Here is a 22780-nt window from a genome sequence, read left to right on the forward strand (position 1 = left end):
AGAAGACTGACGAGAGTCCGCCATGTACGAGCTGTCCCGGGTCCGCCTCTACTCCATCGGGCCCGCCGGTGCGCGCTACGCCGACACCGTGCTTGACCTGCGGGGCGTGGGCGAGCCGGTGCCCGACCCCGCGCCCACCCAGGCGGAGTTCTTCGAGGAGGAGCCGGTCGGCCCGCCGCGCCGGCCCGCCCCCGCCGGCGTGCTCTTCCTGGAGAACGGCGGCGGCAAGTCCGTCCTGCTCAAGCTGATCTTCTCGGTGATGCTGCCCGGTCACCGCAACACCCTCGGCGGCGCCAGCTCCGGTGTGCTGCGCAAGTTCCTGCTCGCCGACGACTGCGGACACGTGGCACTGGAGTGGCAGCACGTGCAGACCGGCGAGTGCGTGGTCGTCGGCAAGGTCAGCGAGTGGCGCGGGCGCCAAGTGTCCAACGACCCGCGGAAGTTCGCCGAAGCCTGGTACTCCTTCCGGCCCGGCCCGGGGCTCGCCCTGGACAACCTCCCCGTCGCCGAGGCGACCGCCGTACGGCCGCCCGCCGAGGGCCAGTCGGGCGCGCAGGGGCGGCGCCGCACCATGAAGGGCTTCCGCGACGCGCTCACCGAGGCGGGCAAGGCCTACCCGCACCTGGAGGTGCACTGGGAGGAGATCCACGAGCGCTGGACCGAGCACCTGGGCGAGCTCGGCCTGGACCCCGAACTCTTCCGCTACCAGCGGGAGATGAACGCCGACGAGGGCGAGGCGGCCGGCCTGTTCGCGGTCAAGAAGGACTCCGACTTCACCGATCTGCTGCTACGCGCCGTCACCGACACCCGCGACACCGATGGGCTCGCCGACCTGGTCGGTGGCTTCGGCAACAAACTCGGCCGGCGCGCCGAACTGATCGCCGAACGGGACTTCACCGCCGGCTCGGCCGACCTGCTCGGCCGGATCGTCGAGGCCGCCGAGGCCCGCACACGCGCGCGTGACATCCACGCGGCAGCCGAGCGGCGCACGCGCACGCTGGTACGGCGACTGTCCGCGCGGGCCGTGCGGGAGCGGGCACGGGTCGGCGACCTCGCCCAGCGGGTCACCGCCGCGGCCCACGCCGTCACGCACTCCGAGGCCGCACGGGAGCGCAGCGCGCTGATCTCCGCCGAACTCGCCTACCGGCACGCCTCGCTGGCCCTCACCGCCGCCGAGAAGTCCGCCGCGGCGCAGAAACGGGAACTCGCCGACGCGCGCACCCTGCACTCCGCCTGGCAGGCCGCCGAGGCAGTGCTGCGCCACCGCGCCGCCGCCGACCGCGCGGCCCGTGTCTCCGCCGCGATCCAGGAGGCCGAGCGGGACGCGGCCCCGGCGCTCGCCGCGCGCGCCAGGGCCGCCGTGGATCTCGTACGAGCCCTGCACGCCGCCGCGGAGAGCGCCGAGGCTCTGGCCAACGAGGAGGAGGAGCGGTCCGCACGGCTCCAGGAGGGCGGCGAGTCGGCCTACCGGGACCAGACGGCCGCCGCCACCGAGGCGCAGCGAGCCCGCAGCGAGGCCGGCCATCTGCGCGAGCGCCTGGCCGAGGTCGAGCAGGAGACCGCCGAGGCGGTCCGTGCGGGCTGGCTGGACGACAGCGCCCCCGACGCCGACCCGGCGCGCGCCGCGCTGGCCGCCAGCGACGCCGAGAAGACGGCGGTCGCCGCCTGGGACCAGGCCCGCGAGGCATCCCGGAAGGCCACCGAACACGCACGCGAGGCCGCCTCGGCCGAGTCCCGCGCGGAACTCACGGCGGCCCGCGCGGCCGACGCGGCGGCGGCGGCGCAGCGCGCGTACGAGACCGAACGCCGCACCGCCGGGGCCCTGGCGGCGGAGGAACGGCTCGCGGAACTGCTGAGCCTGCCGGGCACGACCGGGGCCGGACGGGCCGGAGTCCCGGCGTCCCGCACGGGACCGGACGACGCGGACGACTCGGGCGGCACGAACGGCACGGGCTGCGCCCAAGGCACCGAGGGCGATCTCACCCCCGAGGACCTGGACCGCTTCGCCGACGAACTGCGCGCACTGCTCGACGACGCCGTCTCCTCCGCCGAACGGCACCTGTTCGAGCTGCGCACCGCCGCCGCCGACGACGCGCGGATCCTCGGCGCGCTCGGCGACGGCGGACTGCTGCCGCCCGGCCCCGACGTGCTGGCCACCGTCGAGTTCCTCGGCGAGCACGGCATCCCCGCTCTGCCCGGCTGGCGCTACCTCGCCCAGGCCGTCGACCCCGCCGATCACGCGCGCGTACTGGCCGCCCGGCCCGAACTGGTCGACGGCGTGATCATCACCGACCCCGACACGCACGCGCGTGCCCGCGACGCCCTCGCGGACGCGGCCCTGCTGCCCCGGTCCGCCGTGGCCGTCGGTACCGCGGCCGCCCTGCTCGCCCCCACCCCGGCCGTCGACGCCACCCCGGGTGACGTCTTTCTCGTACCGCCGAACCCGGCCATGCACGACGAACACGCCGCCGACGAGGAACGACAGGCGCTGCGCACGCGGGCGACCGAGCGGGACGAGGAGATCCGCCGGCTCGCCGCCCGGCTCGGCAAGGACCGGGAGCTGACGGCGCGGCTCGCCTCCTGGCGCACCGGCTGCCCCGCCGGACGGCTCCTGGAACTGGCCCGGGCCGCTCGGGGCACACGCGTCTTCGCCGAGGAGGCCGAGGCCGAACTGGCCGAGGCGCGCAGCCTGCGGGCGGAGGCCGACGAGGCCGCCGCCGAGGCCGCCCAGGCGCGCGACGAACGCCAGGAGGCCGCCCAGAGGGCACGGCGCGCCGCCGACGCCCTCGCCGGGCTCGCGTTCCGGCTGCGCGAGCGCGCCGGCTGGCAGGCCAAGCTGCGCGAACTCGCCGACGAGGCCGCCGAGTCGGAGGCCCGCGCCCAGGCCTGCCTGGAACGTGCCCGCGCCGCCGACGAGGACCGGCGCGCCGCCCAGCGCGCCGCCGACGACGCCCGCCGCACCGCCCGCGCGTTGCGCGCCGAGCGCTCGGAGATCGCCGGCGCCCCCGACGACGTACCCGAGGCGGGCGGGGACACGCCGAAGGCGTCCCTGCCCGCCCTCCGCGAGGCCTACCGGGCCGCCTCACAGGTGTACGAGAAGGTCGGCGTCGGCGCCGACCTGCGCGCCGAACAGGCCCGCGCGGAGAGCGACGAGAGCGCGGCCCGCGCCGAACTCGACCGCCTCAGCAACAAGGTCCGCACGCGCGCGGAGCAACTCCTGCAGTCCCCCGACGGCTCCGACGGGCCGTCCCGGCAGGCCGCCGCCGCCCGTGCGGAGGAGCTGGTGCAGCTCCTGGAGACCCGCATGTCGTCCGCGAGCGAGCAGCTCGGCCGCCTGCGCGGCGAAGCCGAGCGGCACGCCCCCGAGGACGGTGAGGCGCACACCGAGCTGCCCGAGGAACTGCTCCCGCGCGACGCCGAGCACGCCCAGGCCCTGCTGCGCACGACCACCGCCGAACTCGCCTCCCGCACCGAGGCGTTGACCCAGGCCCGTGAGGCGCACACCGAGCTGCTCCAGGCCCACCGCGCCGCCGAGGAGGCGGCGAGCGGCTTCGACGAGATCGCCGCCATGCTCCGCGACCTGCTGCGCGAACACAGCGGTGACGAGGGGCAGGAGGAGCCGGAACCGTACCCGGGCAGCCCGGAGGCGGCCCGTCAGGCGGCCGCCGAGGCCCGCCGGTCGCTGCGCGGCTGCGCCGCAGACCTGTCCGCAGCCGAGGCCGCCGTGCGCGAGGCGAGCGACGTCCTCGTCCGACACGCCAACTCCACCCGCTACGAGCAGGTGCGCACCCCCGCCCGGCAGCAGATCCGCGAACTGCCCGCCTCCGCCCTGCCCGAGCACGCCCAGCGGTGGGCCGAGGCTTTCGCGCCCCGACTCCGGGTGCTCACCGACGAGTTGGAGCAACTGGAACGCAACCGGGACTCGATCGTGGACCGGCTGCGCGGGCTCGTCGAATCGGCGCTCGCCACGCTCAGGTCCGCCCAGCGCCTCTCCCGCCTGCCCGAGGGCCTCGGCGAGTGGTCCGGGCAGGAGTTCCTGCGCATCCGCTTCGACGAGCCCGACCAGGCCACGCTGACCGAGCGCCTGGGCGAGGTCATCGACGAGGCGACCCGGGCCGCCGTGAAGAAGAACTCCGACCTGCGGCGCGACGGCATGTCCCTGCTGCTGCGCGGAGTCGCCGCGGCGCTGCAGCCCAAGGGCGTCGCCGTGGAGATCCTCAAGCCGGATGCCGTGCTGCGCGCGGAGCGTGTCCCCGTCGGGCAGATGGGTGACGTGTTCTCCGGCGGTCAGCTGCTCACCGCGGCCATCGCGCTGTACTGCACCATGGCCGCCCTGAGGTCGAACGACCGCGGCCGCGACAAGCACCGCCACGCCGGCACACTGTTCCTGGACAACCCCATCGGACGCGCCAACGCCACCTATCTGCTGGAACTCCAGCGGGCCGTGTCCGACGCCCTCGGCGTCCAGCTCCTTTACACCACCGGCCTGTTCGACACGACGGCCCTGGCGGAGTTCCCACTGGTCATCCGGCTGCGCAACGACGCCGATCTGAGGGCCGGGCTGAAGTACATCAGCGTGGAGGAGCACCTGCGCCCCGGCCTGCCGCAACAGACTCCTGAGGGGGAGGCCGTGCACAGTGAGATCACGGCGACCCGGATGTTCAAACGCCCGGCATGACCGTCACGGGCCGCCCTTGACCCGGCCGGCGTCCTCGGGTGGCCACAGCTCGCCTGTGGCCACCCGCCCCTAGGGGTGCGACAGCTGTCCTGCGCCGCCCCGTCGGCGTATTCGCTCCCGCGTCCGCTCGGCAGCCCGCTCCTGACGCCGCGCCCGGCGCCGCTCGCGCCGCAGGGCCCGCGCGGTGCTGCTCGGCACCGAGACCACGCCGTTGCGCTGGTTCCACACCTGGCGGGTCACCCATACGTCGAGCGCCGCCCAGGTGGCCACCACGGTGCTGGCCACACTGCTCAGGACCATCGGGAACGCCAGCCAGGACTCGGCCATGGTGCACAGGAACGCCACCACGGCCTGCATCAGCGTCACGGCGATGATGAGCACGGCCCGCACGGCCGCCTCCCGCACCGGGTCGGGCATCCTGCGCCGCCGTGCGGGCTCCTCGACCCACAACGGCTTGTAGGCGGGCTGCTCGGCCGGTCCGTCCGCGACCACCGAAGGCCCGTGGACCTCTCGCCGGCCGCCGCCGTCCGCCGGAATGTCGCGATCCGGCGCCTGTGGCGCCCGTCGTGCCGGCGCCGTACCGCCGTCGGCGGCTGTTTCGTGCCGCTCCGCCGTGCCCATCAACGTGTCACTCCCCACCGCCGGCAGACCGCGCGCTTCCGGTGCCCGAAGAACCGGCTTCCCAGCGACTGCCCGGCTTGCGCTGCTTTACGCCGCCCAGGTGCGGGGGGCGGCTCCTGTGGCCGATTCCGCCCCCAATTCCCATCGAGTAGGACGAACGAGACGCCACGAAGATTCCCGGCCGGAGGAAAAAATTGGTCAACCGTCGAGGACGGCCGCCCCGTTGCGGCACGCCCACCACCACCGCGTTCCGAGCCGTCATCACCCGAAATGCCCGACAATTCGGCATCCTTCGCCGCCGGTACGGAAGTTCAGCCTCCGGACGGCTCTTCGAGTTGACTGTGTGTCGGTAGTAGGCTCGCGCCGTTTGTTGACGCACATGTGTACCCCCGGTCGGTGGGGGTCGAGCTGGGGGAGGCCATGCGCTTTCGCGGGAAGTCCATCCGCCGGAAGATCGTGGCGCTGCTTCTCGTGCCGCTGCTGTCCCTGACCGCGATCTGGGCGTTCGCCACAGTGATCACCGGACGCCAGGCGACCCAGCTGTTCAACGCCTCGTCCGTGGTGGAGAAGGTCGCCTACCCCGCCGAGGACACCGTCCGAGCCCTGCAGCAGGAGCGCCGCCAAACCCTCGTCCACCTCGCCGACCCCCGCGCCTCCGACGGCCTCGCCGCGCTGCGGCGCAGTCGGGCCACCACCGACGACACCATCGCCAAGATTCGCGCGAACGTGAAAAACCCCGACGTCCAGGACGCGTTGGACGCGGGCAGCGACGGACGCCTGACCGCCGCGCTGGACGCCTTCAACGGCATCGACTCCCTGCGCCGCAGCGTCGAGGACGGCACCGTCGGCCGCGCCCAGGCACTCGACCTCTACAACCGTCTGATCGACCCCTGCTACGTGCTGCTCGCCAACCTCCACGTCGTCGACGACGTGAACCTGGACAAGCAGTACCGCGCCCTGGTCAACCTCGCCCGGGCCCGCGAACTCCTCTCCCGCGAGGACGCGTTGCTCGGCTCCTCCCTGGTCGTCGGCACCCTCACCAGCGACGAGAGCCGTCACATCTCCGACCTCGTCGCCCAGCGCTCCATGCTGTACGACGCCAACCTCCCGCTGCTGCCAGCCTCCGAACGCGGCCACTACGACCGCTTCTGGCAGAACGCCTCCTCCGCCCCGCTGCGCACGGCCGAACAGGCCGCCGTCTCCACCCTCTCCGGCAAACCCCGGGGCGTCAGCGCGCAGAGCTGGGACATCGCCGCCGGAGACGTCCTCGACGAACTCGGCACCCTCGACGACGAGGCGAACGACCGTTTCCAGGACCGCGTCCGTCCGGTCGCGGTGGACGTCGTCCTGCGGGCCGCCGTCGCGGGCGTCCTCGGTCTGATCGCCGTGCTGGTCTCGCTCGTGCTGTCGGTGCGCATCGGCCGTGGCCTCATCCGCGACCTCGGGCAACTCCGCCTGGAGGCCCACGAGGCGTCCGGCGTCCGGCTGCCCAGCGTGATGCGCCGACTGTCGGCCGGCGAACAGGTGGACGTGGAGACCGAGGTCCCTCGTCTGGAATACGACAAGAACGAGATCGGCGAGGTCGGCCAGGCACTCAACACCCTGCAGCGGGCCGCCGTCGAAGCCGCCGTCAAGCAGGCGGAACTGCGCGCCGGAGTCTCCGAGGTCTTCGTCAACCTCGCCCGCCGCAGCCAGGTCCTGCTGCACAAACAGCTCACCCTCCTCGACGTCATGGAGCGCCGGGCCGAGGACACCGAGGAACTCGCCGACCTGTTCCGTCTCGACCACCTGACCACCCGGATGCGACGGCACGCCGAGGGCCTGGTGATCCTCTCCGGGGCCGCCCCGTCCCGGCAGTGGCGCAAACCCGTGCAACTGATGGACGTCGTACGCGCCGCCGTCGCCGAGGTCGAGGACTACGAACGCATCGAGGTCCGCCGGCTGCCGCGGGTCGCCGTCACCGGCCCCGCCGTCGCCGACCTCACCCATCTCGTGGCCGAACTCCTTGAGAACGCCACGGTGTTCTCGCCGCCGCACACCGCGGTCCAGGTCGTCGGCGAACGGGTCGCCAACGGCTTCACCCTGGAGATCCACGACCGGGGCCTGGGCATGACCGCCGAGGCCCTGCTGGACGCCAACCTGCGGCTCGCCGAGACACCGGAGTTCGAACTCTCCGACACCGACCGGCTCGGACTGTTCGTGGTCAGTCGGCTCGCCCAGCGGCAGAAGGTCCGGGTCTCGCTCCAGCCTTCCCCGTACGGCGGCACCACCGCGGTCGTGTTCATCCCCGACGCCCTGCTGACCGACGACGTTCCGGACACCAACGGTGTCGGTTTCCGCCTCGACCGGGAGCGGCCCGTACGGAAGGCCGACCGGGAGGACGGCCGCAGGGCAGCCCTTTCCCAGGCACCCGTGCGGCTTCCGGGACTGCCCGCCTCGGTCCTGGACGGACCGGTGGAGCTGGAGGCCCCCGTCGATCTGGACGCCATCGAGGACTTCCCGGGCGTGCTCGACGAGGAGGGCGGCGAGCGCGGCGGGCTGTTCCGCCCGCGCCGCGTGCCGGCCCGGCAGAAGACCGAAGACGGCGCGCCCCGCCCTCTGGCCGAGCACCGGCCGAGCACCGGCCTGCACGGCGCCCCGGAGGGCAAGCGCATGGGCGACGCCGACGAGGACGGGGGCCTGGATCCGGTCCCGCAGCCGGGGCGCCGGACACCCAAGCTGGTCAGCTCCCACGGACGCCCGGTCACCGAGCACCGCTCCCGGCGCGAGGCGGCCGACGACAGGGACCCGGCGAGCCGCGGCCGGCCCGCGCGCGAGCCGGTGGCCCCGCTGCCGGTCCGCCGCCGTGGCGAGCCCTCGCTCGGACCGGTCACCGCCGCGGCCGACCGCCCGGGTGGACGCGGCACCACACCGGCGTCCCCGGCCGCGGACGAGGGGCCCCAGCGGGCTCCAGCCCTTCCGCAGCGCACCCGCCGCGCCGCACTCGCCACCGGCGGCCCGGAGGACACCGGGCACGGCCCCGCCGACGCGCCCGGCGAGCCCGCACCCGACCCGGGTGCGCTGCCCCGGCGGGTGCGGCAGGCCAGCCTCGCCCCGCAACTGAAGCAGAGCCCGAAGGGGCGCACCGAGGACGGCCCCGAACCCGTCGAACGCGACGCCGACGAGGTACGCAGCCGTATGGCCTCGCTCCAGCGCGGCTGGCAGCGCGGCCGTGAGGAGAACGCTGCGGGCGACAAGGCCCCGGGCGGCAGCACAGCACAAGGAACGACCGCACAAGGAACGACTAAGGGGGACGGTCGATGACCGCACCGAAGACGACCGGCCACACCGCGACCGACAAGGCGGAGCTGAACTGGCTCCTCGACGACCTCGTGGACCGGGTCGCCGGCATCCGCAAGGCCATCGTCCTGTCCGGGGACGGTCTGCCCACCGGCGCGTCCAAGGACCTGACCCGGGAGGACAGCGAGCATCTGGCCGCCGTGGCCTCGGGCTTCCACAGCCTCGCCAAGGGCGTGGGCCGGCACTTCGAGGCGGGCGGCGTCCGGCAGACCGTCGTCGAACTGGACGAGGCCTTCCTGTTCGTCACCGCCGCCGGCGACGGCAGCTGCCTGGCCGTCCTGTCCGACGCCGACTCCGACGTCGGACAGGTGGCGTACGAGATGACCCTCCTCGTCAAGAGGGTCGGCGCGCATCTGGGCGCCGACCCGCGCACCGATGTGCCCTCCGGCGGGTAGTGGGATGACATGAGCGCAGACGGTCAGGCAGGAAGCCACTGGTTCGACGACGAGGCCGGGCCGGTGGTCCGCCCCTACGCCATGACGCGCGGCCGCACCAGCCATGCGGCCCAGCACCGCCTGGACCTGATCGCGGTGGTCGTCACGGAACCCGGTGTGGACGACCCGGAGGCGGACCACGCGCTGTCGCCGGAGCACGTGGCCATCGTCGGGCTGTGCCGCGACATCCCGCAGTCGGTCGCCGAACTGGCCGCGGAACTCGACCTGCCCATCGGCGTGGTGCGCGTCCTGATCGGTGACCTCGTGGACGAGGAGTACATCCACGTGACGCGCCCGGTGCCCCCGGCTCAGCTGCCGGACGAGAGTATCCTGCGCGACGTGATCAACGGCCTGCGGGCGCTGTGAGCGGTGCGGAAGCGGGGTGATGAGATGACGGGCTGGCAGTTCTGGGTCGACCGGGGAGGCACGTTCACCGACATCGTCGCGCGCCGCCCGGACGGCCGCCTGGTCACGCACAAACTGTTGTCCGACAACCCCGCGCGGTACGCCGACGCGGCCGTCGCGGGCGTCCGCGCACTCCTGGACGGCTCCGGCGATCCCGTGGAGTCGGTCCGCATGGGCACCACCGTGGCCACCAACGCCCTGCTGGAGCGGACCGGCGAGCGGACCGTCCTCGTCGCCACCCGCGGCTTCGGCGACGCCCTGCGCATCGCCTACCAGAACCGCCCGCACATCTTCGCCCGCCGCATCGAACTGCCCGAGCTGCTGTACGAACGGGTGCTCGAGGTCGACGAGCGCATCGCCGCCGACGGCACCGTCCTGCGCGCCCCCGACCTCGACGCCCTCGCCGGTCCCCTCCGGCAGGCGTACGACGACGGAATCCGCGCCGTCGCCGTGGTCTGTCTGCACAGCCATCTGCACCCCGCGCACGAACGGGCCGTCGGCGAGCTGGCCGCCCGCGTCGGCTTCCCGCAGATCTCGCTGTCCAGCGAGGTCAGCCCGTTGATGAAGCTCGTCCCGCGCGGGGACACCGCGGTCGTCGACGCCTACCTGTCGCCCGTGCTGCGCCGCTACGTCCAGCATGTCGGCGACGAACTCGACGGCGTACGGCTGATGTTCATGCAGTCCAACGGCGGGCTCGCCGAGGCCGGGCAGTTCCGCGGCAAGGACGCCGTCCTGTCCGGGCCCGCGGGCGGCATCGTCGGCATGGCGCGCATGTCCCGGCTCGCCGGCTTCGACCGGGTCATCGGCTTCGACATGGGCGGCACCTCCACTGACGTCTCCCACTACGCGGGCGCGTACGAACGCGTCTTCACCACGCAGATCACGGGCGTGCGGCTGCGCGCCCCCATGCTGGACATCCACACCGTGGCCGCCGGCGGCGGCTCGGTCCTGCACTTCGACGGCTCCCGCTACCGCGTCGGCCCGGACTCGGCGGGTGCCGACCCGGGTCCCGCCTGCTACCGCGGCGGCGGTCCGCTCGCCGTCACCGACGCCAACGTGGTGCTCGGCCGCATCCAGCCCGCCCACTTCCCCAACGTGTTCGGCCCCGGCGGCGACCAGCCCCTCGACGACGTGATCGTCCGCGAGCGCTTCACCGCCCTCGCCCGCGAGATCCGCGAGCAGACGGGCGACGACCGCACCCCCGAGCAGGTCGCCGAGGGCTACCTGCAGATCGCCGTCGCCAACATCGCCAACGCCGTCAAGCGGATCTCCGTGCAGAAGGGCCACGACATCACCCGCTACGCCCTGGCCACCTTCGGCGGCGCAGGCGGGCAGCACGCCTGCATGGTCGCCGACTCGCTCGGCATCCGCACCGTCCTCGTGCCGCCCATGGCGGGCGTCCTTTCCGCGCTCGGCATCGGCCTCGCCGACACCACGGCCATGCGAGAACAGTCCGTCGAGGCACCCCTGGAGTCCGCCGCCATGCCGGGCGTGCTGAAGACCGCCGACGACCTGGAGGCCGCCGCCCGCGCGGAACTCCGCGCCGAGGACGTCCCCGAGGAGCACATCCGCGTCACCCGCCGCGCCCAGCTCCGCTACGACGGCACGGACACCACCCTCACCGTCGAGCTGGCCGAGCCCGCCACCATGCGGCACGCCTTCGAAGGACGTCATCGCGCCACGTACTCCTTCATCCTCGACCGCCCGATCGTCGTCGAAGCCCTCTCGGTGGAAGCCACCGGCATCACCGAACCCCCCGATCTGTCCGCCCTCGCCCCGTACCAGGCCGCCCGCGCGGGCCGCTCCACCGCCCCGGAGACCGTCCGTCTCCACACCGGCGGCGCCTGGCGCGACGTACCCCTGTACCGCCGCGAGGATCTGCCCCCCGGCGACACCGTCACCGGCCCCGCGATCATCACAGAGGCCAGTGCGACGACCGTCGTCGACGACGGCTGGCGGGCCGCGGCGACCGACGACGGGCATCTGCTCCTGGAACGCGTGGCGGTTACGCAGAGTTCCGATCTCGGCACGGAAGCCGATCCGGTTCTGCTGGAGGTGTTCAACAACCTCTTCATGTCCATCGCCGAACAGATGGGCGCCCGGCTGGAATCCACGGCCCAGTCGGTCAACATCAAGGAGCGCCTCGACTTCTCCTGCGCCCTGTTCGACCCGGACGGAAACCTGGTGGCCAACGCCCCGCACATCCCCGTGCACCTGGGTTCGATGGGCACCAGCGTCAAGGAGGTCGTCCGGCGCCGCGGCCCCCGGATGCGGCCGGGGGACACCTACGCGGTCAACGACCCGTACCACGGCGGCACGCACCTGCCGGACGTCACCGTCATCACCCCGGTCTTCGGCACGGACGACACACAGGGTGACCGCGTCCTGTTCCACGTCGCCTCCCGCGGCCACCACGCCGAGATCGGCGGGATCGCGCCGGGCTCCATGCCGGCGAACAGCCGCACCATCGACGAGGAGGGCGTTCTCTTCGACAACTGGTTGCTCGCCGAGAACGGCCGACTGCGCGAGGAGGAGACCCTCCGCCTCCTGACCGGCGCGAGGTATCCCTCCCGCAACCCCGAGACCAACCTCGCCGACCTGCGCGCCCAGATCGCCGCCAATCAGAAGGGCGTGGACGAGATCGCACGCATGATCGACGACTTCGGCCTCGATGTCGTCCAGGCCTACATGCGGCACGTCCAGGACAACGCCGAGGAGGCCGTCCGCCGGGTCGTCGACGCGCTGGACGACGGGGAGTACGCCTACGAGACCGACTCGGGAGCCGTCATCCGGGTCCGCGTCCGGGTGGATCGCGAGCAGCGGTCGGCGACGATCGACTTCACCGGCACCTCCTCGCAGCTCGCGACCAACTTCAACGCCCCGTTCTCCGTGGTCAACGCGGCCGTGCTGTATGTCTTCCGCACCCTGGTCGCCGACGACATCCCGCTCAACGACGGCTGTCTGCGCCCGCTGAGGATCGTCGTACCGTCCGGCTCCATGCTCTCTCCCGAGCCGCCGGCCGCGGTCGTCGCGGGCAACGTCGAGACCTCCCAGGCGATCACCGGAGCGCTGTACGCGGCGCTCGGCGTCCAGGCGGAGGGCTCGGGGACGATGAACAACGTCACCTTCGGCAACGAGCGCCACCAGTACTACGAGACCGTCGCCTCCGGCTCCGGCGCGGGCGACGGCTTCCCCGGCGCGAGTGTCGTCCAGACGCACATGACCAACTCCCGGCTCACCGACCCCGAGGTCCTCGAATGGCGGCTGCCCGTGCGGCTGGAGGAGTTCGCGGTCCGCCACGGCAGCGGCGGTGCCGGCCGGTGGCGCGGCGGAGACGGCGCGGTACGCCGGATCCGCTTCCTCCAGGCCATGACCGTCTCCACGCTCTCCCAGCACCGCAGGGTCCCGCCCTACGGCATGGCAGGCGGCGAGCCCGGCGCGCTGGGCGCGGGCCGGGTGGAGCGCGCGGACGGCACGGTCGTCGAACTCGGCGGAAGTGACTCGGCGGACGTCGCCCCCGGCGACGTACTCGTCGTCGAAACCCCGGGCGGCGGAGGGTACGGCCCACCACCGACCGAACCCCATCGAGCAGGAGAAGAGATCGATGATCTTCGGCCGTTCTGAGCGCGGCAAGCCCCCGGTCGAGCCCGTCACGCTCAAGATCCTGGTGGCCGGCGGCTTCGGCGTGGGCAAGACGACCCTCGTCGGCGCGGTCAGCGAGATCAGGCCGCTGCGCACCGAGGAACTGCTCACCGAGGCCGGGCGGCCGGTCGACGATCTCAGCGGCGTGGAGGGCAAGCACACCACCACCGTGGCCATGGACTTCGGCCGCATCACGCTGCGCGAGGACCTGGTGCTGTACCTCTTCGGGACGCCCGGGCAGGAACGGTTCTGGTTCATGTGGGACGAGCTGGCCGAGGGAGCGCTCGGCGCGGTCGTGCTGGCCGACACCCGGCGCCTGGAGGACTGCTTCGCCGCCGTCGACTACTTCGAGCGGCGCTCCATCCCCTTCCTCGTCGGCGTCAACTGCTTCGAGGGAGCCGCCCGCTATCCCGAGGAGGTCGTCCGCCAGGCCCTCGACCTCGACGACGACATCCCGCTGCTGCTGTGCGACGCCCGCGACCGCGAGTCGGTCAAGGAGGTCCTCATCGGGGTCGTCCAGCACGCGATGGCCTACGCCGCGGATCGTCGGCAGGCCGTCACCACGTGACCTCGCACGCACGGTCCGTACTCCCACCGGCCGGGGTACGGGCCGCGTGCCCCGGCACGCGCGTGTGGCTAGTCCTCGCCGTCCTCCAGCCAGCCGAAGCTCTTCTCCACGGCCTTGCGCCAGTTGCGGTACTCGCGGTCACGGACCGATGCCTCCATGGAAGGAGTCCACTCGGCGTCCTTCTGCCAGTGTGACTTCAGCTCGTCGAGGCCGTTCCACACTCCGGTGGCGAGCCCGGCCGCGTAGGCGGCGCCCAGACAGGTGGTCTCGGAGATCTTGGGTCGGATCACCGGTACGTCGAGGACGTCCGCCTGGTGCTGCATGAGCAGGTTGTTCTTCGTCATGCCGCCGTCGACCTTCAGGGTCGTCAGTTGCACTCCGGAGTCCTGGTACATCGCGTCCACGACCTCGCGCGTCTGCCAGCTGGTCGCCTCCAGCACCGCCCGCGCGAGATGCGCCTTGGTGACGTACCGGGTCAGTCCGGTGACCACTCCGCGCGCGTCCGAACGCCAGTACGGCGCGAACAGGCCGGAGAACGCGGGCACGATGTACGCGCCGCCGTTGTCCTCGACGCTCGCCGCCAGCGGCTCGATCTCGTCCGCCGTTCGGATGATGCCGAGCTGGTCGCGGAACCACTGCACCAGCGCGCCCGTGATGGCGATGGCGCCTTCCAGGCAGTAGACCGGCGCCTCGTCACCGATCTTGTACCCCATGGTCGTGAGCAGGCCGCTCTTCGACGGCACGGGCCGGTCGCCCGTGTTGAGCAGCAGAAAGCTGCCGGTGCCGTACGTGTTCTTCGCGTCGCCCACGTCGTAGCAGGCCTGCCCGAACACGGCCGCCTGCTGGTCGCCCAGGGCGGACGCCACCGGCACGCCGGCGGGCGGGCCGACGGCGGTCCCGTACACCTCGGAGGAGGACTTGATCTCGGGCAGCATCGCCTCGGGGATGTTCATGGCGGACAGGATGGACTGGTCCCACTGGAGGGTCTGCAGGTTCATCAGCATGGTGCGGCCGGCGTTGGTGACGTCGGTGACGTGCCGGCCGCCGTCGGTGCCGCCGGTGAGGTTCCAGATGAGCCAGGAGTCGATCGTGCCGAAGGCGATCTCGCCGCGCTCGGCGCGGTCGCGCAGGCCGGGCACGTTGTCCAGCAGCCAGGCCGCCTTGGGGCCGGAGAAGTAGCTGGCGAGCGGCAGTCCTGTCTGCTCGCGGAAACGGTCCTGCCCGTCGGAGCCGCCGAGCTCGTTGCACAGTGCTGCGGTGCGGGTGTCCTGCCAGACGATCGCGTTGTGCACCGGCTTGCCCGTGGCGCGGTCCCACAGGACCGTCGTCTCACGCTGATTGGTGATGCCGAGCGCGCTGAGCTGGTTGGCGCGCAGTCCCGCCTTGGCGATCGCGCCCGAGATCACAGCCAGCACCTTCGACCAGATCTCGGTGGCGTCGTGCTCCACCCAGCCCGGCTTGGGGAAGATCTGGCGGTGCTCACGCTGGTCGACGGCGACGATGGAGCCGCTGTGGTCGAAGATGATGCAGCGGCTGGAGGTGGTGCCCTGGTCGATTGCGGCCACGTACTTCCCGGCGTTGTCCGTCATGGCTACCCCTTGGGGAGTGGAGAAGCGGCCGAGGGTCGGGACATGCCATCCCCTTTGCCCTCACTGGTATCAGTTTGTCCCACATTGGCATGAAGCAGCGCGAGATGGGTGACAGGTGGCCCCACGCAGGAGCAGGCCGCGGCGGCACAGCCGGCGCGCCCGCCGGACGACCACGCCTGCGCTGCTCGGTGCGGCTTCCGGGCCCCGGCGTCCCCGGCAGACGGAAAGGCGTTGCCGGCTGACGCGGAAAGTGTTCACCCGCACACAGAGAGCGTCAAGGTGCCCGCCGGGCGTCCGGGCGGGCTGGCGCCTCCCGTGCCATGGCTCCGCCCAGCTCTCCCCGTCACCGCACCGCGACCCCCTCGAGACCTCCACCGGGGCACCGCGGACTCCGGCAGTCCCGTCCCGTCGGGCAGGCGTCGGGCAGGCGTCGGGCGGAACATCACGCGCACCGCTTCCCCGACGGCCCTCGCTCCTGATAAATGCAGGGGACATGACATCTCTGTCCCGTGCCGTACGCGGCGTGATCGCCGCCGTCGCCGCCCTGCTCACCGTGACCGCCGCCTCTGCCACCGCCCGGGCGACGCCCGAGCCCAGGGCGCCCCAGGACTTCGTGGCCCTGAATGCCGTTGATCCGACGATCATCCAGGAGGTCCGCTACTTCACCCCGCACAACTTCGTCGGTGAGCGCATCGACGGCTACCGGCAGCCCCTCTGCATCCTCACCCGCCCCGCCGCCCAGGCCCTGCACAAGGCGCAGCAGCAACTCCTGCGCAAGGGCTACACCCTCAAGGTGTACGACTGCTACAGGCCCCAGCGCGCCGTCGACCACTTCGTCCGCTGGGCCGAGGACCTCGACGACCAGGCCATGAAGGGCGAGTTCTACCCACACGTCGACAAGACCCGGCTGTTCGAGGACGGCTACATCGCGGCGAAATCCGGCCACAGCCGTGGATCGACCATGGACCTCACCATCGTCAGGCTCCCGGCCCTGCCGACGCGCCCCTACGTCCCCGGCCGGCCTCTGGTGCCCTGCTATGCGCCCAAGGGCGAACGCTTTCCGGACAACTCCGTCGACATGGGCACCGGCTTCGACTGCTTCGACACCCTGGCCCACACGCTGGACCCCCGGATCCAGGGGCAGCAGCAGGCCAACCGACTGCTTCTGAAGTCCACCTTGGAAAACCTCGGATTCGTGAACCTCGCCGAGGAGTGGTGGCACTACACCTACAAGCCCGAGCCCTACCCGGACACCTACTTCGACTTCCCCGTCTCCTGGAAGTCCCTGACGGGTAGGCGTTGAGCCGAACCACGGAGCGACTGACAGAAGACGCCCTTCTTCCGATCGGATACAGTCCGCGCGTGTCCGAAAATCAACACTCGACCGCCAACTCCATACCGCACTCTCACTGTTCGAGCTGCGGAGCGGCCTACGGAGAGGGCATCTCCGGCTGGCCACGCACCTGTCCGGTCTGCGGCACCGTGGCCTACCGCAACCCGCTGCCGGTCGCGGTCGCCCTCCAGCCCGTGTACGACACCAAGGGCACCGCCCTGGTCGTCATCACGCGCACCATCGTTCCCGCGCGCGGAGGCACGGCCCTGCCTGGCGGCTACATCGACGACCGTGAGGACTGGCGGCAGGCCGTCGTCCGCGAGCTCAGGGAGGAGACCGGCATCGACGCGGCCGCCCGCGACGTGCGGCTCGCCGACGCGATGAGCTCGCCCGACGGCCATCTGCTGCTCTTCGGGCGGCTGCCGGAACGCCCCGTCGAGAGCCTGCCGCCATCCGGTGCCACCGACGAGACGGAGGGCCGGCACCTGCTGCGCAGGCCCACCGAGCTCGCCTTCCCGCTGCACACGCTGGCCGTCCGCGCCTGGTTCGAGGGCCGGTACCTCTGACCTCAGCCCTCGGCCGGCCCCCGTACGCGCAGCGGGTGGGGCGGCTCGTCCACGCCGTCCTCCCGCTCGAGCTCGACGACCACCCGCCCGCCCCGCAGGCGGGTGGTGTAGCGCTCGATCTCCGCCTCCTCCCAGCCGTCGCCCGCGTCCGGCACCACCAGCCCGCCCCCGGTACGCCCCCGCGCGGGCGCCCACACCTCCAGCTCAAGACCGCCGCCCTCGCCCCGCACGGGGATCACCGCACCCGCGCGCGCGAACACCGGAATCCGCGCAAGGGGGGCGTCGACCAGTACCTGCCCCGGCCCCTCGTACGCCTGTCCCGTCGCCGTGTCGTACCAGCGTCCCCGCGGCAGCCGCACCGCCCGCCGGCCCGCGCCGGGCTCGAGCACGGGCGCCACCAGCAGACTGTCGCCGAGCAGGAAGGCGTCCTCGCAGTCCCGCAGGGCGCGATCCTCCGGCGCGCCCCACCACAGCGGCCGCACATACGGCGCCCCCGTACGCTGCGCCAGATGCGCCAGCGTCACGAAGTACGGCAGCAGACGACGGCGCTCGACGAGCGCCGCACGCGCGTGCCGAAGGACCTCCGGACCGAACTCCCACGGCTCCCGGCGCCCCGCCCACAGGCTCGCGTGCGTCCGGAACAGCGGCAGGTACGACCCCAGCTGGAACCAGCGCACATACAACTCCGGTGAGGGACTGCCGTCGAACCCGCCCACGTCCGGGCCGGAGTACGGCACCCCGCACAGGCCCAGCCCCAGGACCAGCGACAGCGACGCCCGCAGCCCCGGCCAGCCGGTCGCCACATCCCCCGACCAGGTGCCGCCGTAGCGCTGCAGCCCGGCCCACCCCGAGCGCGAGAAGACGAACGGCCGCTCCTCGGGCACCAGGTCGCGCAGCCCCCCGTAGCCGGCCCTGGCCATGCACAGCGCGTACACGTTGTGCGCCTCACGATGGTCGCCGCCCCGGCCCTCCAGGGCGTGCCGGGCCGACCGGGGCAGGGTCGTCTCACCGAAGGCGGCGAACGACGTCGGCTCGTTCACGTCGTGCCAGAAACCGGCGAACCCCTGAGCCAGCCGCTCCCGGTACAGCCCGCCCCACCACTGCCGCACACGCGCGTGCGTGAAGTCCGGGAAGACCGCCTCCCCGGGCCACACGAGGCCCCGTACGACGTTGCCCGAAGCGTCCCGCACGAAGGCGTCCCCGGCCGTTCCCTCGTCGTACACGGCGTTGCCCGGTGCCGCTTTCACAGCGGGGTCGACGATGGACACCAGCCGGATCCCGTCCCGCCGCAACTCCTCGGCGAGCACCGGCAGCTTCGGGAAACGGTCCTGGTCCACGGTGAACACCTGGTGCGCGTCGTAGTGGTCGATGTCCAGGTGCACCGCATCCAGCGGCAGACCGTGCTCGTGGTAGCCCGCGACGATCCGTCGCACCTCCTGCTCACTGCCGAAGCCCCACCGCGCGTGGTGGTGACCGAGAGCCCACGCGGGCGGCAGCGCGGCCGCCCCGGTGAGCGAGGCCCAGGTCTGCGCCACGCGCGCGGGGGTACCGACGATCACCCAGCAGCGCAGCGGACCGCCGGCCATCCTCAGCTCGCTCGTCCCGGCCCGGTCGTGGCCCGAGCCGGCGCCCTCCTCGCCCTCCCGCAGCGTGACCGTGCCGTCCCAGGAGTTGTCGTGGAACACCAGATGCGTCCCCGCGTCGGCCACGACCAGCTGGACCGGCATGGTGACGTACAACGGGTCGTCACCGGGCCCGAAGGCCTGGCCGGGATCGGTGTTCCACAGGCGGTAGGCGCCGTCACGCAGCCGCGGCCCCGAAGCCCGGCCGCCCAGACCGAAGAACCGTGCGTCGGCCGCCACCTCCGACCGCTGAGACCAGCGCGCGGGGCCCTCGCCCACCGGCTCCCACCATCGGGGCGGCAGATCGCGGCGCAGCGGCACACCCCCCGGCGTGCGTACCTCGACCGCGCCGTGCCGCGACACGGCGACGGTGACCCGCTCGGCCACGACCCGCCAGCCGCCGTCCTTGTCCGGTTCCAGCCCCGCGCGCGGGTCCGGATCCGGACAGCGGCCGGCGAGCGCGTACGACGGCTCGGGCCCGGCCCCGTCCCAGCCCCAGAAGACGGCACCGTTCACGGCGACGACGATGCGCAGCTCCGAGCGGCCGAAGCGCACGACGCCACCCCCGGGCCCGGGCTCCGCGTCCCGCACCGCACCGGGCACCCGCGCGCGTTCGGGCCCCCGCGGCGGCAGCCCCCTGGCGTCGGCGCGCCGCCTGCGCCAGGCGGCCCGTACGGTGCGCAGCCCCTGAGCCGTCCTCGCCGAACCGACCGCCCTCACCAAACGCACCAGGTCACGACCGTCCATGCTGCTCACCCTGCCATTGACAGCCGCTCGCGGGCGCCTCGTTCAACTGCCGTTCACCCGTGCCACGACCACATCTTCACGACGCGGACTATGTGCGGTACACCCTGGTGTAGAAGTCGATCACATGGCATCGTCCGTGTCAGCCGTGTCACGCGCACACCCCAGCACGTGCGCGGACCGACGCACACGACGCGCACAGTCCGGGAGCCGCCCATGCCGACCGTGAACCCCCTGCCGCTCTGGCAACCCGATCCGCAGCGGATCGCCCAGGCACAGATCACGAAGTTCCAGGCCTGGGCGGCCGAGCACCACGGAGCCCCGGCCGAGGGCGGCTACGCGGTACTGCACCGCTGGTCCGTCGACGAGCTGGACACCTTCTGGAAAGCCGTGACGGAGTGGTTCGACGTACGGTTCGCCACGCCCTACGCGCGCGTGCTGGGCGACCGCTCGATGCCCGGCGCCCAGTGGTTCCCGGGTGCCACCCTGAACTACGCCGAGCACGCCCTGCGCGCGGCCGCCACCCGCGCCGACGAACCCGCTCTCCTCTACGTCGACGAGACCCACGAACCGCGCCCGGTGACCTGGTCCGAACTGCGCCGCCAGGTGGGCTCCCTGGCCGCCGAACTGCGCGCCCTGGGCGTACGCCCGGGAGACCGGGTCAGCGGCTATCTGCCGAACATTCCCCAGGCCGTCGTCGCTCTCCTGGCCACGGCCGCCGTGGGCGCCGTCTGGACGTCCTGCGCCCCCGACTTCGGTGCCCGCAGCGTCCTCGACCGCTTCCAGCAGGTGGAACCGGTCGTCCTGTTCGCCGTCGACGGCTACCGCTACGGCGGCAAGGAGCACGACCGCCGCGACACCGTCGCCGAACTGCGCCGCGAACTGCCCACCCTGCGCGCGGTCGTCCACATCCCGCTGCTGGGTACCGATGCCCCCGAAGGCGCCCTGGACTGGGCCGACCTGACCTCCGCCGACGCGGACCCCGTCTTCGAGCAGGTGCCTTTCGGCCATCCCCTGTGGGTGCTGTACTCCTCCGGCACCACCGGCCTGCCCAAGGCCATCGTGCAGTCCCAGGGCGGCATTCTGATCGAGCACCTCAAACAGCTCGGTCTGCACTGCGACCTCGGCCCCCGGGACCGTTTCTTCTGGTACACGTCGACCGGCTGGATGATGTGGAACTTCCTCGTCTCCGGTCTGCTGACCGGCACGACGATCATCCTGTACGACGGCAGCCCCGGATACCCCGACACGGGCGCCCAGTGGCGGGTCGCCGAACGCACCGGAGCCACCCTGTTCGGCACCTCCGCCGCGTACGTGATGGCCTGCCGCAAGGCGGGAGTGCACCCCTCCCGCGACTTCGACCTGTCCCAGGTGCAGTGCGTCGCGACGACCGGATCGCCGCTGCCGCCGGACGGATTCCGCTGGCTGCACGACGAGGTCCGCGACGACCTGTGGATCGCCTCCGTCAGCGGCGGCACGGACGTATGCTCCTGCTTCGCGGGAGCCGTACCGACCCTCCCGGTCCACATCGGCGAGCTCCAGGCCCCCTGCCTCGGCACCGACCTGCAGTCGTGGGATCCCAGCGGCACACCGCTGGTCGACGAGGTCGGCGAGCTCGTGGTCACCAAACCCATGCCGTCGATGCCGATCCACTTCTGGAACGACCCCGACGGCAGCCGCTACCACGACAGCTACTTCGCCATGTACCCCGGAATGTGGCGCCACGGCGACTGGATCACGCTGACCTCCCGCGGCTCGGTGATCATCCACGGCCGCTCCGACTCCACGCTCAACCGCCAGGGCGTGCGGATGGGCTCCGCCGACATCTACGAAGCCGTCGAACGCCTCCCCGAGATCAAGGAGTCCCTGGTCATCGGCATCGAACAGCCCGACGGCGGCTACTGGATGCCCCTCTTCGTGCACCTGGTCCCCGGAGCCGTCCTCGACGACGCGCTGCTGGACCGCGTCAAGCAGACCATCCGCGAACAGCTCTCCCCGCGGCACATCCCCGACGAGATCATCGAGGTACCCGGCATCCCGCACACCCTCACCGGCAAGCGCATCGAGGTCCCGGTCAAGCGCCTCCTGCAGGGCACACCGCTGGAAAAAGCGGTCAACCCCGGCTCGGTCGACGACCTCGACCTGCTGCGCTTCTACGAGGACCTGGCCCGCAAGCGCGCCTGAGCGTCCCCGGTCACCCGGCGCAGGCGGCCTCGGACTCCACCGAGCACGGCGGTGAAGCCCGAGGCCACCCTCGTTGTCAGTGCCCCCGGTTACTGTGAGTGAGCATTGATCGACTGCGCACACAGGGGGAAACATGGCGCACACCGACCACCGAACCATGCGACGCGTCCTGCGCCGGGAAATCGCCGGCACCATCGGCCTGCTCACCGACGAACAGGACTTCCGCGCCATGCGGCGCTACCGCAGCTTCACCTTCGACGACCACACCACCTACCTGCGGCAGGTCGAGGCGCTCCTCAAAACCGTCGCCGAGCAGGGCGGCCACACCACGGTGGCCCTCTTCGACCCCGGGGAATACGCCGAATACTGCGCGAAAACCGGCCTCGACCCCGACATCCCGTCCAGCCGCGCCCGCTACACCGCCGAACTCGCCACCACAGGCCCCACGCTTCCCTACGACGGACGGCCTCTCGCGGAACTCGTCCCCGACCTCGTCGACGAGGCCGTCCGCCAGGCCACCTGGGAGTACGCCTCCACCCTCCTCGCCCGGCTCGGTCCCTGCGCCGGCTGCGGCGAGAACATCGGCCGCGCCGCCTTCGCCCGCGCCGCGGACCTCCTCGTCCGCATCCTCGACACGGCCCCACCGGGCAACCGGCACCTGGTGTGCAGCGTCACCGGCACGCCCGAAGCCCTGATCGCCGTCCTCCACGCCGACGACGAGGACACCGACGCCACACACCTCGACGAGGCCGAAGCCCTCGAATTCACCACGGTCCTCGCTCTCGGCATCGCCACCGGCAGCCCCGGCGGACTCGTCATGCGCACCACCGCCCCCGGCACAGCCGACCGCGTCTACGGCTGGCGCCTGCGCGCCGACGGCCTCGAACCCCTCACCGCGGGCGAGGTCTTCGACGCCTACTGCACCGACATCGAATCCGGCGACCTGATCTCCCCGGAGTCCGGCGTCGACTACAGCGAACCACCCGACCTCGGAGAGGAAGGACCGACCTCGCGGCACCGCCACTGAACGCCCGAGGGGCGCCCCACCCGTAAGT

The 22780-nt window shown here is 72.4% G+C and carries 13 protein-coding genes; 10 read left to right on the plus strand and 3 right to left on the minus strand.

The features are described from left to right. The first annotated feature begins 22 nt into the window (after window positions 1-22). Entirely contained in the window at window positions 23-4678 is a 4656-nt protein-coding gene (locus tag ACX25U_RS30390; RefSeq protein ID WP_454384730.1) for a hypothetical protein, read from the plus strand. A 69-nt stretch (window positions 4679-4747) separates the two neighbouring features. On the opposite strand, the gene ACX25U_RS30395 is transcribed toward ACX25U_RS30390, so the two are convergent. After that, window positions 4748-5299 carry a hypothetical protein gene (locus ACX25U_RS30395; RefSeq protein ID WP_454384732.1) on the minus strand — a complete coding sequence of 184 codons (552 nt, stop codon included), beginning with the start codon at window positions 5297-5299 and terminating at the stop codon, window positions 4748-4750. Between the two features lie 420 nt (window positions 5300-5719). Between ACX25U_RS30395 and ACX25U_RS30400 the strand changes: the two genes are divergently transcribed. The 5 genes from ACX25U_RS30400 to ACX25U_RS30420 are packed head-to-tail and all read left to right on the plus strand — an operon-like array spanning window position 5720 to window position 13687. Continuing rightward, entirely contained in the window at window positions 5720-8602 is a 2883-nt protein-coding gene (locus ACX25U_RS30400; protein ID WP_454394584.1) for a nitrate- and nitrite sensing domain-containing protein, read from the plus strand. After that, entirely contained in the window at window positions 8599-9033 is a 435-nt protein-coding gene (locus ACX25U_RS30405; protein WP_454384734.1) for a roadblock/LC7 domain-containing protein, read from the plus strand. Before ACX25U_RS30400 ends, ACX25U_RS30405 begins: the two co-directional genes overlap by 4 nt. Before the next feature lie 9 nt (window positions 9034-9042). Next, on the plus strand, window positions 9043-9438 hold the full coding sequence (locus ACX25U_RS30410) for a DUF742 domain-containing protein (protein ID WP_454384736.1): 396 nt from the start codon (window positions 9043-9045) through the stop codon (window positions 9436-9438). Between the two features lie 24 nt (window positions 9439-9462). After that, a complete protein-coding gene (locus tag ACX25U_RS30415) occupies window positions 9463-13101 on the plus strand; it encodes a hydantoinase B/oxoprolinase family protein (protein ID WP_454384738.1) in 3639 nt (1212 codons plus the stop codon). After that, window positions 13082-13687, plus strand: a complete 606-nt coding sequence (locus ACX25U_RS30420) for a GTP-binding protein (RefSeq protein WP_454384740.1) — start codon at window positions 13082-13084, stop codon at window positions 13685-13687. The genes ACX25U_RS30415 and ACX25U_RS30420 overlap by 20 nt, the downstream gene beginning before the upstream one ends. Before the next feature lie 68 nt (window positions 13688-13755). Here ACX25U_RS30420 and glpK read toward each other — a convergent pair whose 3' ends face one another. Further along, window positions 13756-15276 carry a glycerol kinase GlpK gene (glpK, locus tag ACX25U_RS30425; RefSeq protein WP_454384742.1) on the minus strand — a complete coding sequence of 507 codons (1521 nt, stop codon included), beginning with the start codon at window positions 15274-15276 and terminating at the stop codon, window positions 13756-13758. Window positions 15277-15769: 493 nt separating this feature from the next. Between glpK and ACX25U_RS30430 the strand changes: the two genes are divergently transcribed. Both ACX25U_RS30430 and ACX25U_RS30435 read left to right on the plus strand, forming a co-directional pair. Beyond that, window positions 15770-16579, plus strand: a complete 810-nt coding sequence (locus ACX25U_RS30430) for a M15 family metallopeptidase (RefSeq protein ID WP_454384744.1) — start codon at window positions 15770-15772, stop codon at window positions 16577-16579. Between the two features lie 59 nt (window positions 16580-16638). After that, window positions 16639-17175, plus strand: a complete 537-nt coding sequence (locus tag ACX25U_RS30435; protein ID WP_454384746.1) for an NUDIX domain-containing protein — start codon at window positions 16639-16641, stop codon at window positions 17173-17175. Between the two features lie 2 nt (window positions 17176-17177). Here the strand turns inward: ACX25U_RS30435 and ACX25U_RS30440 are convergent, their stop codons facing one another. Beyond that, window positions 17178-19544, minus strand: a complete 2367-nt coding sequence (locus ACX25U_RS30440) for a glycoside hydrolase family 31 protein (protein WP_454384748.1) — start codon at window positions 19542-19544, stop codon at window positions 17178-17180. Between the two features lie 213 nt (window positions 19545-19757). On the opposite strand from ACX25U_RS30440, the gene ACX25U_RS30445 reads away from it, so the two are divergent. Next, window positions 19758-21725, plus strand: coding sequence for an acetoacetate--CoA ligase (locus ACX25U_RS30445; protein WP_454384750.1), 1968 nt, complete (start codon window positions 19758-19760; stop codon window positions 21723-21725). Between the two features lie 133 nt (window positions 21726-21858). After that, entirely contained in the window at window positions 21859-22752 is an 894-nt protein-coding gene (locus ACX25U_RS30450; protein WP_454384752.1) for a hypothetical protein, read from the plus strand. The last annotated feature ends 28 nt before the right edge of the window (window positions 22753-22780 follow it).

This window comes from Streptomyces sp. JNUCC 63 (assembly GCF_054366325.1).